Below are 16,672 nucleotides of genomic sequence, written 5' to 3' on the forward strand. Positions count from 1 at the left end.
GAATTACCGGTTTATTGTTGGTTATAAAATTAATCTGCTATGTTCGGGTTCAGCCATTTTTGAGCCGTTTCAAGCGGAATCCCTCTTCTTTCAGCGTAATCGGCCACCTGGTCTTCCTTGATCTTTCCCAGTCCGAAATACTTGCTTTCCGGATGCCCGAAATAATACCCGGAAACAGAAGATGCAGGCCACATAGCAAGGCTTTCGGTAAGTTTTACCCCGGTATTCTCTTCCACCCGCAACAACTTCCAGATCGTCTGTTTTTCCAGATGATCCGGACAGGCGGGATAACCGGGTGCCGGGCGGATTCCTTTATAGGACTCCCTGATGAGTTCGTCGTTGGTCAGGGATTCTCCTGTGGCATATCCCCAGAATTCCGTTCGTACTTTCTTATGCAGGTATTCGGCAAAAGCTTCCGCCAGCCTGTCAGCCAGGGCTTTTATCATAATGGAATTATAATCGTCGTGTTCCTTTTCAAATTCGGCTGCTTTTTCTTCTACACCAAAGCCTGCGGTAACGCAAAACGCCCCTACATAATCGCGGATCCCTGTGGTTTCAGGTGCTACAAAATCGGCCAGGGCTATATTAGAGGCCCTTTTGTTCTTTTTGGATTGCTGCCGGAGGGTCAGGAACGTATCAACCTGATTGCCCTCTTCATCATAAATTGCTATATCATCATCATTGACCTGGTTTGCCGGGAAAAGGCCATAAACACCTTTGGCCCGCAACCATTTTTCCCCGGTCAAAGCCGCCAGCATCTTTCGTGCGTCTTCAAAAAGGGAAACCGCCTGTTCACCCACCACCTGATCCGTGAGAATGTCCGGGTATTTTCCGTGAAGGTCCCACGTACGGAAAAAGGGAGTCCAATCTATATAGTCCAGCAGTTCTTCCAGGTCTACTTCTATGCTGTGCACACCGGGTTTCGCAGGTTTTACAGGTTTATAGTTCTCCCAGTCCAACTGCAATTTATTTTGTCTGGCACCGGCAATGCTAAGGTATTCTTTCACCTTGGAACGGTTGAGGAACCCCTCGCGCAACTTGTCGTATTCCAGCCTGATTGATTTGCAGTATTCGGTCTTCGTCTTCGCGTTGAGCAGGTTACTGGCCACGGTCACTGCACGCGATGCATCATTGACATGCACCACGGTCTCCCGGTATGCCGGGGCTATTTTTACGGCCGTATGTGCCCTGGAAGTCGTAGCTCCCCCTATAAGCACGGGGATATTGATATCCAGTTTGTCCAGCTCCTTGGCCAGGTAAACCATTTCGTCCAGTGACGGGGTGATAAGTCCACTAAGACCGATAATGTCCACATTTTCGTCCAGGGCGGTCTGGATGATTTTTTCGGGCGGCACCATGACACCGAGGTCCACTACTTCGTAATTGTTACATCCGAGCACTACACTCACGATATTCTTTCCGATATCGTGCACATCACCTTTAACGGTGGCCATGAGTATTTTTCCTACCGCCCGGGCTTCCCCGGCCCCTCCGGGCAACTTTTTCTTTTCTTCCTCGATAAACGGGAGCAGATAGGCTACTGCTTTTTTCATTACCCGGGCAGATTTCACCACCTGGGGCAGAAACATTTTTCCGCTTCCGAAGAGGTCGCCCACCACGTTCATACCGTTCATCAGATAGGTCTCGATCACCTCTATGGGCCTGTCTACCTGAAGCCGGGCTTCTTCTACATCGGTCTCTATAAATTCATCTATACCTTTTACCAGGGCATGCGTTACCCGTTCCTGTAAATCCAAAGAACGCCATTCCTGTCGTTTTTTCTCCGAAGTCTTTCCGTTTCCCTTTACCTGTTCTGCATAATCCAGCAAGCGTTCGGTAGCGTCATCCCTCCGGTCCAGGAGTACATCTTCTATATATACCAGCAGTTCTTTCGGAATTTCATCATAGACTTCAAGCATTTCGGGGTTTACGATCCCCATGTTCATGCCGTGCTGTATGGCATGGTACAGGAACGCAGCATTCATCGCTTCACGCACCGTATTGTTGCCCCGGAAAGAAAAAGAAACATTGCTCACCCCTCCGCTTACACTGGCATAGGGAAGGTTTTCCCTGATCCATTTGGTGGCCCTGAAGAAATCTACCGCATTTTTACGGTGCTCTTCCATTCCCGTACCCACGGGAAAAATATTGGGGTCGAATATGATGTCTTCCGGAGAAAATTTCACCCGCTCCACCAGAATATCATAGGAACGCTTACAAATCTCAATCCGCCGTTCGTAGGTATCGGCCTGCCCTGCTTCATCAAATGCCATGACAATAACGGCTGCACCGAACCTCCTAATGGTCTTGGCATGACGGATAAATACCTCTTCCCCTTCTTTCAGGCTGATGGAATTTACCACACATTTTCCCTGTACCACCTTGAGGCCGGCCTCTATGATCTCCCATTTGGAACTGTCGATCATGATCGGGACGCGGGAAATGTCGGGTTCGGACGCGATAAGGTTCAAAAAGGTGGTCATGGTACTCGCCCCGTCTATCATCCCTTCGTCCATGTTCACATCAATGATCTGGGCACCTCCTTCAACCTGTGCCCTGGCCACTTCCAGGGCTTCGTTATATTTTTCTTCTTTGATAAGACGCAGGAACCTGCGTGATCCGGTAACGTTGGTCCGCTCACCAATATTGATAAAATTGCTCTCGGGTGTAATAATCAGAGGTTCGAGCCCCGACAGTTTTAACGGTCGGGCCGCTTTACCGCTTTTTATCTCCTTCTGATCATTATCGTATGTATTCCCTTCTGTTATTTCTTTTTCCACTTGTGTCGACCGATATAATTTGTTTCTCCCTCATTTTGAATCCGGCCCTGAAGGAACGATTCGGACCGTATATTGCTCAGTAGCTTGCCACTTCCGGTTTCCTCGGACCGTACTGTGCCACCGCCTCAACGATAAGCCTGATGTGTTCCGGGGTAGTCCCGCAACATCCCCCTATAATATTGACCAGATTATCGTTCAGGTATTCCTTTATCTGGGCCTGCATTTCTTCGGGAGTCTGGTCATATTCCCCGAAAGCATTGGGCAACCCGGCATTGGGATGGGCCGAGATATTGAGATCGGTGTTTTGTCCCAGCCGTTTCAGGTAGGGTTTTAACTGATCGGCCCCCAGGGCACAGTTAAACCCTACGCTGAGCAAGGGGATATGCGTTATGGAGATCAAAAAGGCCTCTACCGTCTGCCCGGAAAGGGTCCTTCCCGAGGCATCTGTAATAGTACCGCTAACCATTACAGGTGTGTCCAAGCCTTGTTCTTCTTTCATTTCCTCTATGGCAAAAAGGGCGGCCTTGGCGTTCAGGGTGTCGAAAATGGTTTCCACAAGGAGAATATCCACTCCTCCGTCTACCAGTGCTTCTGCCTGCTGTTTATATGCCGTTTTGAGTTCGTCGAAACTAATGGCCCTGTATCCGGGATCGTTAACATCGGGCGACATGCTGGCCGTTTTGTTGGTGGGGCCTATGGCTCCGGCAACAAACCTGGGTTTTTCCGGGTTTTCTGAAGTAAATCTATCCGCCACCTCCCGGGCTATCCTTGCCGATTCATAATTCAGTTCGTACACCAGGTCTTCCATATGGTAATCGGCCATGGCGATGGTTGTGGACGAAAATGTATTTGTTTCCACAATATCGGCGCCCACCTCAAAATATTTGGCATGAATATCTGCGATCGCTTTGGGTTGCGTCAGTGACAACAGGTCGTTATTTCCTTTCAGGGGGTGCTGATAATCCTTAAATCGCTCTCCCCGGAAATCTTCTTCCGTAAACCGGTACTCCTGAAGCATGGTCCCCATGGCACCGTCCAGTACCAGTATCCTTTTTTGCAGTTCTTCTCTTAATGCACTCATGAGATGACATAGTTAATGACCGTTACACAGCAACGAAGGTAAAAAAACCGACATTCAACCGTAACGATGGTTACATTTATAAAAGCTATCAGGAAACAGGGGAAAAATACGGGAAGTATTTTCGTCATCTGTCCCTGTCGGTACAGGGTAGAATTTAGCACCTTCTCCACGAAGGAGGGTTGCTAAGGCTTCACCGGGTCTAGTCCCTCTGCCTTTCTTGATAACTGCTCAGTAAATCAGACTGCAAAGAAATGTAATCCCTTTTTCATTTGCAAGCTAATTGTGTTTTTTATTGCTATACAGCCCTGCGGGTAAATCCCTGCAGGGCTGTATACATGATCATTATATATTCGATTTTACATTCCGTGGGAGACGCACGGCCGTGCGTCTCTACATGGCCCGCCATGTAACGGACCGATTATACCTCGATGGCCCTGATGACCTCTTTCTTGGCTTCTTTCCTGGAACCGTCAAAACCTTGTATTCCGCCTACGGTGGTGTATTTCATCACATATCGTTTGTCGGGGAATATACGTTGATAGGCACTCTGGCACATAATGGCCGCTTCGTGGAAACCGGAGAGGATCAGTTTTAATTTTCCCTTATAGGTATTTACATCCCCTATGGCATAGATACCGGGTATATTGGTGGAATAATCATAAGAATTGTCCACTTTAATGGCATTCTTTTCAATCTCCACCCCCCAGTTGGCAATAGGCCCCAGTTTGGGAGACAGACCGAACAGGGGAATAAAGTAATCCGTATCCCGGATAAACTCTCCTTCTTCTTTATGGCGTATGACTACGGAATTCAGTTCATCTTCCCCGAGCAGCCCCACAACTTCGGCCTGGGTAACGAGGTTGACTTTTCCGAGTTTTGCCAGTTCTCCCACTTTTTCCACGGAATCCAGTGCTCCGCGGAACTCGTTCCTGCGGTGTACCAGTGTAACTTCGGATGCGACATCGGCCAGGAAAATAGACCAATCCAACGCCGAATCACCGCCCCCGGCTATGATTACCTTCTTATCCCTGTAGACTTCGGGGTCCTTGATCATATAGGCTACCCCCTTGTCTTCGTAATCCGTAATATTGTCAATAAGGGGTTTTTTCGGTTCAAAGGAACCCAATCCTCCCGCAATGGCTATTACCGGAGCATGGTGTTGTGTCCCTTTATTGGTGGTCACGATAAAAGTTCCATCCTCGAGTTTTTCTATGGTCTCTGCCCGCTCTCCCAATGTAAACCCGGGACTGAAAGGCTTTATCTGTTCCATCAGATTATCCACCAGGTCACCTGCCTTGATCTCCGGGAAACCGGGAATGTCGTATATAGGTTTTTTAGGATACAATTCGGAACATTGCCCCCCCGGTTGCGGCAGGGCATCGATCAAATGTGTCTTTAATTTTAACAACCCGGCCTCAAAGACCGTAAACAGACCGGTTGGTCCGGCGCCGATAATTAAAATATCCGTCTTTATCATTTTCTGTTTCTGTTATATATTTATTGTAGTGTTAATCTTTTTCTTTTACAGCGATTTTTTTATTTTTTTGGTCTGAAGGAGTCCCCTTCAAGGTGGGAATTGTTTAGCTTTTATTGATGAATGAGCGGGTGATGTGGTTTAGTTTTTCCACCTTGTTTTCGAAATTTTCCTTCAGGGTACCGCGGTAGCGGTTCAGGTTTTCCACGAGTTCGTTAATATCGTCGGGGATAATCTCTTCGAAAAGCTGCCGCAGTCTTTTGGCCATGGTGGGCGACTTTCCGTTGGTGGAAATGGCAATCTTTACATTTCCCTTGGTTACGACCCCCCCGAGATAAAAATCACATAATTCCGGAGTATCCGCTACATTGACCAGTATGTTCCTCTCCCTGGCATCTTCACATATCTGCTTGTTGACCTCCGGGTCACTGGTTGCAGCTATGACCAGGTGTTTCTTGTGCAGCACATTGGTAGTGTACGGCCTCAAAAGGAGGGGCACCCCGTGTTTTTCGGCCAGCACCTTCACCTCGTGACAAAACTCCTCGGCGACTATGATCACCCTGGCGGCAGGACTGGACTTTAGCATGAAGGACAGTTTTTCATGGCCTACATTGCCGCCTCCCACGATCAGCACATTCAGTTCGTGTAATTTCAGGAATACCGGGTATAATTCGTTCTTTTCCATAGTTTTCCGAAAACTCTATTATCTCTTAAACAACGCTGCGTTTTTCCGGACGGAATCATGGGCAGGGGACACTAATGTATTCATTTCTTCGAACAACCCCCTGAGCTTTACACTTTCCCTTACCACTTCGCCTATAACGATGACGGCCGGGGTGCCCAGTTTTTTGTTGCGCACCACTTCCCCGATGGTGTTTACGGTTCCGCACCCCAGGTTCTCATGGGCTGTGGTACCGTTCTGGATCACCGCTACGGGGACTTCCCCTTTTCCGTATTCACGGAACAGCTCCATGATAGCATTCAGCCTGCTCATTCCCATCAGTATCACCACCGTAGCCGTAGACTGTGCGGCAAGGCGTATGTCTCCGGATAATTTCCCGGAAGACGTGGTTCCCGTTACCACCCAGAAACTTTCGGTGACATGTCTTTTGGTAAGCGATATCCCCTGATATGCAGGTACGGCAACAGAAGAAGTGATCCCGGGCACAACCCCGGTCTCTACGCCGAAACTTTCGGCATAATCGATCTCTTCGGTACCGCGTCCGAAGATAAACGGGTCTCCCCCTTTGAGCCGCACTACCGTTCCGCATTCAAAAGCACGCTGTACGATAAGCCTGTTGATCTCTTCCTGGGTATGGGCATGGTATCCCTTTCGTTTCCCTACGAAAATCTTTTCGGCATTCACGGCATGCTCCAGGATATCCCTGTTGATAAGGGCATCGTACAGTACTACATCTGCTTCTTGCAATGCCTTTATCCCCTTCAGGGTGATCAGCTCCGCATCACCGGGGCCTGCTCCTACTACTATTAATTTCGGTTTTTTCATGTTTATCTAAAAACGGGCTGTCATTTGATCCGGATCGGTCGGAACAGAAAGGTCTCGACTACGCTCAACCTGACGGTTCATCATTTTCACTTATCCGTCCTATAGTTTCGGGGCTGCTTCTCAGCTTGCCACCAGTTCCTGTTCCCTGTATGCTTTTATCCGGTTCAGGAATGTCCTGGAATCGGCCAAGTATTTGGTTGCGAAATCTTCGGAAGGTTCATTCTTGTTGATCTGGTAAACCAGGTCTGAGAAAGTGCCCCCGTTCGTACCGTCCAGCCGTACCTTTCCTTCATCTACAAAAACTTCCTGAAATTGCTTTATGATACCGGCATGGGTATTGGTCTTTTTATTTTCAGACAGCAACAGGGCTTTTGCGGTATTTACCAGTGCCGAATAGGAATGATAAATACCATCTGCCCAGCGCTGTTCTTTTATGGACTCGTCTGCATTGTCTATTTTCTCTTCGCTCTCATACAGGAGTGTGGCCACGAGGTCAATAACTACGCCGGCACATTCACCTACTCCCACTTCCTGTTTATAGTTTTCGGTATGTCCCCAATCTTTAAACTCGTCTTCCGTAAGGTTATCCGTATCCGAAAGCGGTTTCAGGATGTCGTAAAAATACGTTTTTCCCTGCCGGTCATAATAATCCAGGAATGTTTCGTTTCCGTTCACATTGGCTTTAAAGTCATCCAGGATGGTCCGCAATGCATTCGGACCGCGTTTGCTGGGTATTTTTATCACTTTGTCAGAAAACCTTCCGTTCCCGTTCCCCAGTACACCTCCGCCGAGCAGCACCTGCAGGGCGGGAGCTACCAGTTTTCCAGACCGGATGGACATTCCCTGAAAACCGATATGGGCCATCATATGCTGGCCGCAGGCATTCATACATCCGCTTATTTTTATCGCGACGTCCTTATTGTTCAGGTACTCCGGATATTCTTCTTTCAATACACCTTCCAGTACCTCTGCTATTCCGGTACTGTTGGCAATACCCAGGTTACAGGTATCGGTGCCGGGGCAGGCAGTAATATCTGCCGTGGTGTTGTAGCCCGCATCGGTGAAGCCCAGTTTGCCCAGTTCCACATAAAAGAACGGCAACAGGTCTTCCCGTACGTGACGCAGCAAAATATTCTGTCTCAGGGAAAGCCGCAATTCATTACCCGCGTAATCCTTTATAAGGTCTGCCAGTTTCCTGGCCTTATCCGTATAAAAATCTCCCAGGAGTACTTTTATACCTATGGCTACAAAACCTTCCTGTTTTTGCGGAATTACGTTGGTCCTTTTCCATTGTTCGTAAGTCTCCTTATCTTCTATCTCTACTTCAGGAATTTCTATGTGTTCCAGGTTTTTCAAAGCTATGGCATGACTGTCGAAACCATCGGTATCGATAGCGTATTCCTTGTGCGACAATGCCTTCTGTTCTTCTTTTACCAGGCGGATAAATTCTTCCGCCCCCATATCCTTCAGCAAAAATTTCATCCTTGCTTTCATCCGTTTGGCCCTTTCGCCGTACCGGTCAAAAACACGGACAACCCCTTCTATAAGCGGGATAATACGTTCTTCTTCGAGAAATTCATAAATAACGTCAGCGTGCCGGGGCTGTGAACCGAGCCCTCCGCCGAGCAATACTTTGAACCCGCGTTTACCATTTTCTATTTTCGGGATAAACCCAAGGTCGTGCATATAGCTCAGGGCCGTATCTTCATCGGAGGAAGAGAACGATATTTTAAATTTCCGCCCCATCTCCTGCCCCACGGGATTCCGCAGCATATGCTGAAAAGTGGCGTGAGCGTACGGTGTAACATCAAAAACTTCGTTGATATCAACCCCCGCAGTTTCGCTGGCAGTGACATTCCGCACCGTGTTACCACAGGCTTCCCGGATGGTTACATCATCTTTTTCCAGTTGCGCCCACAATTCCGGGGTTCGTTCCAGGCTCACATAGTGTATCTGTATGTCCTGCCTGGTGGTAATATGCAGGCGTCCGGTAGAATATTCATCAGAAACATCGGCTATACGATGTAATTGTTCCCCCGTTACCTTTCCGTAAGGTAACTTTATTCGTATCATCTGCACACCGGGCTGTCGCTGACCATAGACTCCCCTGGCCAGCCGCAGGCTCCTGAAGCGCTCTTCGTCTATTTTCCCATCGCGGAACAATCGTATTTTTCGTTCCAGTTCGACAATATCTTTTTCAACAACGGGATTCTCTATTTCTGTCCTAAAGCTCTGCATTTCTATTAGTCTATTTAATCGATAGGTTTATAGGTTTATAATGCAAATGTAAGAGATAATTCTTTATAAACTATAGAATTAAACAACTTTTTTTATCACACTGCCCGGTAAAATAGTTAAATGCGGTCAGACAAGGAAAAAATATTCCGGATTCCCCCGGGACCAACACATCATATAAGTCGGGTGAAGACGATTATCCGGGAACCGGTATTCTGATTAAGGTTGCCTGTTCAGATGTTTCTTAAACTTACGATAATGCAAAATTTTATTTTTTTTTGCTTATTTTTCATCCATGAATCTAATCGTCCTCGCCTTAGCACCCGTAGCTGCCATCCTCCTTTATATCTATATCAAGGATAAATATGAAAAAGAACCGCTGCGCCTCCTGTTCTACAGTTTTGTCCTGGGCACTGTGGTGAGTGTTATCCTCACCGTTATTCTTTCGTTTGTATATAACACGATATTGCCTTTGCCTGACAATGGCAGTATACTACAGCAGTTCATAAAGGCCTTTCTCGTGGTGGCCCTTACCGAGGAATTCAGCAAATACGTTGTAGTCCGCTATTTTGCCCAACCCAAAAAGGCTTTCAACGAACGTTTTGACGGTATTGTTTATGCCGTGATGGTCTCCATGGGATTTGCGGCTACCGAAAATATTTTTTACGTGCTCGGCGGTGGTTATGAAGTGGCGCTCCTCAGGGCATTCACGGCAGTCCCTGCACATGCCACTTTTGGTATACTCATGGGGTATTTTATGGGGAAGGCCAAGTTTTCCCGAAACAGGACCACATTAAATTTGTACGGGTTGCTATTCGCTGTTTTATTTCACGGGGCCTATGATTTTTTTCTGTTCATCAATTTTATTCCCGGCACATGGACAGGTGCGCTGGTTTCCCTGGTCATAGCGATTTTCCTGTCCCGGAAAGTCATAAAAAAACACCAGGACAGTTCCCGGTTTAGGCTCTAACGCGAAAGAATTTATATCTTTATACCTAAGCCGGAAGATCAGGTAGTGCCAAAACACGGGGATCCACCTGAACCTTTCCGGTTTCCTACCCCGAAATGTGCGAATTAAAATATTTCGTCGTCTATGGACAAAACATACAAAACAAAGGTTAATGATACCTTCGATTTTACGATCGACACCCGAGATATTACGGCATTAAATGTAGCCGGGAACGGGAAGGATGCCTTTCATCTGCTAAAAGACCACAGGTCGCGGAAAGCCGAAATAACTGCGGCCGATTTCCTGAACAAGACCTATACCATCCGGATGGACGGGGAAACCTACAGGGTACAAATATCCGATGACCTGGACCAGCTTATCGAGGATATGGGATTCACCCGGAAAGCAGCCGAACATATACTGGAAATCAAGGCTCCCATGCCGGGACTCGTGCTGGACGTACAGGCAGAACCCGGGCAGACCGTCAGCGAAAACGACACCCTGATCGTACTCGAAGCCATGAAAATGGAAAATGTTATCCTTTCACCACGCAACGGCACTATTAAATCCGTCACAGTCAAAAAAGGAGATGCTGTGGACAAAAAACAGCTCTTGTTGATATTCGAGGAATAATGCCATATACCGGCCCACGGACAAAAGTGAACTCCGCATCCCTGATACCAATACTCATGCTATTGTTTAACCTAAACACCATGTTGTGAAAAAAATACTGATAGCCAACCGGGGAGAGATTGCCATACGCATAATGCGCACAGCCAGAAAAATGGGGATCAGCACTGTTGCCGTTTACTCTGAAGCAGACAGGAACTCCCCGCATGTAAAATATGCAGACGAAGCAGTCTGTATTGGAGAAGCCCCGGCGGAAAAATCCTATCTCAATGCCGATGTAATTATCCGTACAGCTCAAGAACTGGGGGCAGACGCTATCCATCCGGGCTATGGATTCCTGAGTGAAAATGCCGAATTTGCAGAGCAGACCGAAGCCGGCAACCTAACTTTTATAGGCCCCCTGTCAGAATCTATCCGGGTCATGGGCAGTAAACTCGCTGCCAAGGAAGCTGTTAAGGCATATGACATCCCGATGGTTCCGGGAACCGAAAAAGCAATCACAGACATTGCCGATGCCAAACGTATTGCCAAGGACATCGGCTACCCTATACTTATAAAAGCATCTGCCGGGGGCGGAGGAAAAGGTATGCGTATCGTAAAAGCCGAAAAAGACCTGGAAACACAAATGACAAGAGCCGTCAGTGAGGCGCGGTCGGCATTCGGCGACGAGGCGGTCTTTATCGAAAAGTACGTCGCTTCGCCCAGGCATGTGGAAATACAGGTGATGGCTGATAATCACGGGAACATCATTCACCTCTTCGAACGGGAGTGCAGTATACAGCGCAGGCATCAGAAAGTGATCGAGGAGGCGCCTTCGGTTATACTCACCCCGGAACTCCGAGCTGAAATGGGGGAAGCTGCGGTTAAAGTGGCCAAAGCCTGTGATTATCGCGGTGCCGGGACCGTGGAATTCCTGATGGATGAAAACCTGAATTTTTATTTCCTGGAAATGAATACCCGCCTGCAGGTGGAACACCCGGTTACCGAGCTCATCACGGGAACTGATCTCGTAGAACTGCAAATAAGGGTGGCCCGGGGAGAAAAACTGCCTTTAAAACAGGAAGACCTGGAAATAAGGGGACATGCCCTGGAATTGCGGGTATATGCCGAAGACCCGCTGAACGAGTTCCTTCCCAGCGTGGGGTACCTCGAAGATTACAGTATCCCATCCGGCAGGGGCATACGTGTGGACAACGGTTTTGAGGCCGGTATGGACGTCCCGATTTATTACGACCCCATGCTTGCCAAACTCATCACCTACGGCAGCACAAGGGAAGAGGCCCTGCAGATCATGGTGGAAGCCATTGATCAATATACCGTAAAAGGTGTGGAGACCACCCTGCCTTTCGGAAAGTTCGTATGCCTCCACGAAGCGTTCCGGTCGGGAAATTTTGACACGCATTTTGTCGCTAATCACTATACTCCCGATGCCCTGCTCGCAGCGCAGAAGGATGCTGCCCGAACAGCCGCCCTGCTCGCTGTAAAACAATATACCGAAGACCTGAAAAAATTACGTCTCCCAAAACTATAAGCCGTTACCATTCTGCAAGAGGCATTCAAGATTTTAAACACGCACACTATGGATTCCAAAATAAAAGAACTCAATGAAAAACTGGCCAAAGCGTACTTTGGCGGCGGTCAGGAACGGATAGAGAAGCAACACCAAAAGAAAAAGCTGACCGCCAGGGAACGGATAGCCTACCTTCTGGATAACGGTTCTTTTGAAGAGATCGGTGCCCTGGTCATTCACCGTACCAAAGATTTCGGGATGGAACAACAACAATACTACGGCGACGGGGTGGTCACCGGGTACGGCACCATCAATGAACGTCCCGTGTATATCTTTGCACAGGATTTTACCGTATTCGGAGGGTCGTTATCCGAAACGCATGCGGAAAAAATCTGCAAGATCATGGATTTGGCGGTAAAATCGGGTATCCCCCTTATCGGACTCAACGATTCGGGAGGGGCACGTATCCAGGAAGGCGTGCGTTCACTGGGCGGCTATGCCGACATTTTTCATAGAAATGTAAAGGCTTCCGGTGTAGTTCCCCAGATTTCTGCCATTATGGGGCCCTGTGCCGGAGGTGCCGTTTATTCTCCCGCCATCACCGATTTTACCATTATGGTGGAAGACACCAGCTATATGTTTGTTACCGGGCCCAATGTGGTCAAAACCGTGACCAATGAAAACGTCACTTCCGAAGAACTCGGAGGTGCCAGCGCCCATGCTTCCAAATCGGGTGTGGCCCATATCACCTCATCCAACGATGCCGAATGCCTGGAAGATATAAGAAAACTCCTCAGCTACCTGCCGCAAAATAACAGGGAAAAACCGCGCAAACTGGATTTTACCCCGGGAGACGAGACCAGGAACAACCTCCTTTCCATCATTCCGGACCACCCCAACAAACCTTATGACATGCGTAAAGTGGTTACCGGGATCATCGATGACAATACTTTCTTTGAGATCCACAGGGATTATGCAAAGAACATCATTACAGGCTTTGCCCGGCTGGGAGGGCAGAGTATCGGTATCGTGGCCAATCAGCCGATGTTCCTTGCGGGCGTGCTTGATGTAGACAGTTCCAAAAAAGCGGCCCGTTTCGTAAGGTGCTGCGACAGTTTTAACATTCCGTTACTGGTATTGGTGGATGTCCCGGGATTTTTACCGGGAACGGACCAGGAATGGAACGGTATTATAATGAATGGGGCCAAGCTGCTCTATGCATTCAGCGAAGCTACCGTGCCACGTATCACCCTGATCACGAGAAAAGCCTACGGAGGGGCTTATGACGTAATGAATTCCAAACACATCGGGGCAGATATGAACTTTGCCTGGCCAAGTGCCGAAATTGCCGTTATGGGAGCCAAGGGTGCTGCCGAGATCATTTTTAAAAAGGATATTTCGGATGCGGAAGACCCGGAAAAAAAACTCAGCGAAAAGGAGGCCGAATATGCCGCCTTGTTCGCCAATCCCTATATTGCCGCCAACCGCGGGTTTATTGATGAAGTGGTCTTACCCCAGGACACCCGGCGGAAACTCTTGAAGGCCTTTGCCATGCTCGGGAACAAACAGGTGGAAGGACCAAAGCGAAAACACGGGAATATTCCGTTGTAAATCGGTATCCCGGTAGCTCAAGGATTATAAATTGAACCGGAAGAAACCGTTGCATGTCATTTCACCGGTTCGGAAGGAACTATTTCTCCCCTCTGTCAAGGGAACAGAAGCCTACTCTACCAGATTATTATCTGTTAGTCCCACACCATCTTCGATCAGGTGTGCAATTTTCGGGGATTCCGCTTTTATTTTATCCAGGTGTACGAGTATTTCCCGGGCAAAGGCATCATCACCTTTATCTACAGCAAGTTCATACAGTTCTACGGAAAGGAGCCAGTCTTTCGGGTGGTTAGCCTTTACACTTTCAAAGATACCGTGTACCTCCATAGTTATTTCCCTGTTTTCCCGGATATCACGTACGCTTTGATATAAGGTTTCCAGCGCAATTTGTTCTTCAGATTTTTTCCTTCTGATGGTCCCTTCGGAAGGTACGTGGGTAATCAGGTCGAAACTACGGGTATCCGCCGGACCTGAAAAAGCAGATACCACCTTTTTGCCTACAGCCATATCATATATGCCCCATTCCGGTTTAAAGAGGATTTTGTCGCCATGGGTCACCGTACAGTTCTCAAAGCTTATCAGAATGATCTTGCCCTGCAGGTTGCGGGTCCCGGTGATGATATCCCCGGTAACCTCAATGCCGCCTTCGAACTCCAGGGTTACCCGTTCGCCTTCATAGATATTGTATGCTTTCAGGTCGCGCGGGCTCATGTCTTCGATGGCCAGGTTAATCCCCTTCAGTTTTCCCACAGGGCTGCCAAAGCCTTCGGCATGATAAGCCGTGCCGTGCCCTACCAGTTCTTTTTCCCTGTAGGACAGGGCGGTCTTCCCTTTGGTTTGCAGGTATATGGGGTGCCCTTCGTGTTCAATTACATCTGTAAATACCCCGGATATCTGGAGGCCGGTACTCAACTCGGCAGTGCCCAATGCACCGGAAGCTATCAGTTTTTTAATACCACTCAACCCTCCCGTCCGCAGGGCCATGGTGTTGGCAAATTCTTCCAGCACGAGGCTCAGATGGGCAAAATCGGGAGTCACATACAGTTGAGGCTGTGGCTTGGTGATATCAAATTCTCTATAGGCTGCTTCTATGGTATAAGGAAGTTTTTTTACATTATCGGTCATGCACCAGGTACTTTCCCCTATGGAAGACAGCAGGCCCGCACCGTATATTTTGGGATGCTCCAACGGCCCTATCAAACCGTATTCCACGGTCCACCAGTGCAGATTCCGAATAAGCGCCATCTCGCTGGGCTCTCCCATATTGTTTTGCAGTTCGTCCACTTTTTTTTCCGCTTCCTCAATTTCAGAGGCAGGTGTGTCCGGGGCTTCCTTGATAATGGACAAATGCCTTATGGCTTCATACATGTCATGGTCCCTGGCACTGGAAATCGCCTTGCAACCTATTTCCCCGAACCTTCTCAGGTATTCGGCATACTCCGGGTTGGCGATAATGGGGGCATGTCCCGCCCCTTCGTGGATAATATCCGGTGCGGGGGTGTATTCGATATGTTCCAGCTGCCGTATGTCTGACGCAATGACCAGTACGTTATAGGCCTGGAACTCCATAAAAGCACTCGGGGGGATAAACCCGTCCACAGCCACGGCTGCCCAGCCTATTTCTTCCAGTATGCGGTTCATGCCATACATATTGGGAATACTGTCTATGGAAATCCCCGTTTGTTTCAGCCCGTCCAGGTAGGAAGCGTGGGCCACTTTGCTGAGATAATCCACATTTTTGCGCATAACATAACGCCATACCGCCTGGTTTACTGCCGAATAGTTTTCGTAATTCTGGGGTTTTACGAACTGCTTCAGATGCACAGGGAGTTTGTCTAATACAGGATTGCTTTCATATGCTGGTTCCATGATGCGTTCAAATATGTTTTGGTTATTAAGAGTCTTTTCCGCCACGTAGCTAAGGCTATGTATCTTGCCCTCGCGGCAGTCTGACTCCTTCGCTAAAAAGGTCTCCCAGACCTTTTTTATACGCTCGGCCCTGCCTGACAAAAAAATGCACTATAATCCCGATAATTATCGGGACCAAAAACAAAATTTAGACAGACTCTAACAAATTTACGAAAAATAGCAGAGAATCTTAACTATATTCCCGTCGAATAGATTTGGCCATCACCGGGACGCACAGCCATGCATTTCTACGTGAAAAACACCTATTTAACCGCTCTCAGCATTTCCCTTTTACCGGGCGGGCCTGGCAGGCGTTCGACCGTAAATCCTACGGATTGCATGGCACGTCGCACACTCCCCTTGGCAGAATATGTAACCAGAACGCCTTTTTCTTTCAGGGCATCGTACATTCGGGAAAAAATTTCCCTGGTCCACAGCTCGGGTTGTACGCGGGGGCCAAAGGCGTCGAAATAAATCAGGTTGAATTTTTCTTTATCTTCAATAGCTGTAAAGGACTGTTTTCTCTTGGTCAGTGCAAACTCTCCGGATATACGGTGTATCTCTTCCCAGGAAACCGCATGCATCTTCCCGAAAAGGGGCAACTGCTGTTCGGCCTTTAACTCCCCGACATAATTTAACTGTTGTAATTCTTCGGAAGCGACCGGATAAGCCTCGACCCCGGTATAGTCTATCGCAAGTCCGCGCCTCTTGGCTTCCAGAAGGGTAATAAATGCATTGAGCCCCGTACCGAAACCTATTTCCAGTACAGCTACCTTCCCGTCCGGAAACGTATCCAGGCCGTTCTTTATGAACACGTGACGGGCTTCCTGTATGGCGCCGTGGACAGAATGATAGTGTTCGTCCCATTCCTCCAGGTGAATGGTCGTGGAACCGTCGGCAGTTTTGATGATTTTTCGTTTCAAGGGGGAGTCGGGTTATTGAGTTACTGGGTTATTGGGTTACTGAGTTGATCAGGTGATACGTTTA

General features: G+C 48.2%; 12 protein-coding genes and 1 riboswitch. Of the genes, 4 read left to right on the top strand and 8 right to left on the bottom strand.

What is annotated here, in order from left to right; translation table 11 throughout:
- Window positions 1-29: 29 nt before the first annotated feature.
- From metH to LS482_RS04005, 6 genes are all read right to left on the bottom strand, one after another.
- Window positions 30-2,729, bottom strand: a complete 2,700-nt coding sequence (metH, locus tag LS482_RS03980) for a methionine synthase (RefSeq protein ID WP_233031793.1) — start codon at window positions 2,727-2,729, stop codon at window positions 30-32.
- 127 nt (window positions 2,730-2,856) lie between these two features.
- Window positions 2,857-3,861: a homocysteine S-methyltransferase family protein gene (locus LS482_RS03985; RefSeq protein ID WP_233030460.1), complete on the bottom strand. Its 1,005-nt coding sequence runs from the start codon at window positions 3,859-3,861 to the stop codon at window positions 2,857-2,859.
- Between the two features lie 121 nt (window positions 3,862-3,982).
- A riboswitch (SAM riboswitch) is annotated at window positions 3,983-4,088 on the bottom strand.
- 191 nt (window positions 4,089-4,279) lie between these two features.
- On the bottom strand, window positions 4,280-5,338 hold the full coding sequence (locus tag LS482_RS03990) for an NAD(P)/FAD-dependent oxidoreductase (protein ID WP_233030461.1): 1,059 nt from the start codon (window positions 5,336-5,338) through the stop codon (window positions 4,280-4,282).
- 103 nt (window positions 5,339-5,441) lie between these two features.
- Entirely contained in the window at window positions 5,442-6,020 is a 579-nt protein-coding gene (locus tag LS482_RS03995; protein WP_233030462.1) for a precorrin-2 dehydrogenase/sirohydrochlorin ferrochelatase family protein, read from the bottom strand.
- Between the two features lie 18 nt (window positions 6,021-6,038).
- Entirely contained in the window at window positions 6,039-6,842 is an 804-nt protein-coding gene (cobA, locus tag LS482_RS04000; RefSeq protein ID WP_233030463.1) for a uroporphyrinogen-III C-methyltransferase, read from the bottom strand.
- 120 nt (window positions 6,843-6,962) lie between these two features.
- Entirely contained in the window at window positions 6,963-9,080 is a 2,118-nt protein-coding gene (locus LS482_RS04005) for a ferredoxin-like domain-containing protein (RefSeq protein ID WP_233030464.1), read from the bottom strand.
- A 292-nt stretch (window positions 9,081-9,372) separates the two neighbouring features.
- Between LS482_RS04005 and LS482_RS04010 the strand changes: the two genes are divergently transcribed.
- From LS482_RS04010 to LS482_RS04025, 4 genes are all read left to right on the top strand, one after another.
- A complete protein-coding gene (locus LS482_RS04010) occupies window positions 9,373-10,047 on the top strand; it encodes a PrsW family intramembrane metalloprotease (protein ID WP_233030465.1) in 675 nt (224 codons plus the stop codon).
- Window positions 10,048-10,170: 123 nt separating this feature from the next.
- Entirely contained in the window at window positions 10,171-10,659 is a 489-nt protein-coding gene (locus tag LS482_RS04015; RefSeq protein ID WP_233030466.1) for an acyl-CoA carboxylase biotin carboxyl carrier protein subunit, read from the top strand.
- Window positions 10,660-10,744: 85 nt separating this feature from the next.
- Window positions 10,745-12,187: an acetyl-CoA carboxylase biotin carboxylase subunit gene (accC, locus tag LS482_RS04020; protein ID WP_233030467.1), complete on the top strand. Its 1,443-nt coding sequence runs from the start codon at window positions 10,745-10,747 to the stop codon at window positions 12,185-12,187.
- A 48-nt stretch (window positions 12,188-12,235) separates the two neighbouring features.
- On the top strand, window positions 12,236-13,777 hold the full coding sequence (locus LS482_RS04025) for an acyl-CoA carboxylase subunit beta (protein WP_233030468.1): 1,542 nt from the start codon (window positions 12,236-12,238) through the stop codon (window positions 13,775-13,777).
- 111 nt (window positions 13,778-13,888) lie between these two features.
- On the opposite strand, the gene LS482_RS04030 is transcribed toward LS482_RS04025, so the two are convergent.
- On the bottom strand, window positions 13,889-15,646 hold the full coding sequence (locus LS482_RS04030) for an aromatic amino acid hydroxylase (RefSeq protein WP_233030469.1): 1,758 nt from the start codon (window positions 15,644-15,646) through the stop codon (window positions 13,889-13,891).
- Window positions 15,647-15,948: 302 nt separating this feature from the next.
- Window positions 15,949-16,608: a tRNA (5-methylaminomethyl-2-thiouridine)(34)-methyltransferase MnmC2 gene (gene mnmC2 / locus LS482_RS04035; RefSeq protein ID WP_233030470.1), complete on the bottom strand. Its 660-nt coding sequence runs from the start codon at window positions 16,606-16,608 to the stop codon at window positions 15,949-15,951.
- Window positions 16,609-16,672 lie beyond the last annotated feature (64 nt).

This window comes from Sinomicrobium kalidii (genome assembly GCF_021183825.1).
GTDB lineage: Bacteria > Bacteroidota > Bacteroidia > Flavobacteriales > Flavobacteriaceae > Sinomicrobium > Sinomicrobium kalidii.